This is a genomic window from Bacillus sp. FG16 (assembly GCF_057809515.1).
Window position 1 is genome coordinate 1 of record NZ_JBMDKC010000413.1, and the last position, 306, is coordinate 306.

A 306-nucleotide genomic window follows, 5' to 3' on the forward strand; every position below is an offset into this window, starting at 1 on the left:
CGGTTACGCAGTACGAAGTCGATGAGAAAGGGAAGGTACAAGAGGTAAAATCAACGTTTGAACAAATAGAAGCGGATTTAGATATGCCAGAAGAAAAGATGCAGACTCGTGAAGAAAAAGAACAAGCAGACCGTGAGGTAATCGATGCTTTTATCATCAGCGGTTTAGCACCGAACTTTGAGGGTATGCCAAATAAACTTCCGGACATCGTGAAACGTCGCCTTGAGGGAGAATCGTACTTGAAATTGGCGAATGAGCTGAACATGTCCTCGGGTCAAATTATCGAGGTAATTGATGAATACCGTA

The 306-nt window shown here is 43.1% G+C and carries 1 pseudogene; it reads left to right on the top strand.

Annotated features, from left to right (window positions below):
* A pseudogene (locus ACODS7_RS32975) lies at nt 1–306 on the top strand (2-methylcitrate dehydratase); the annotation flags it as partial.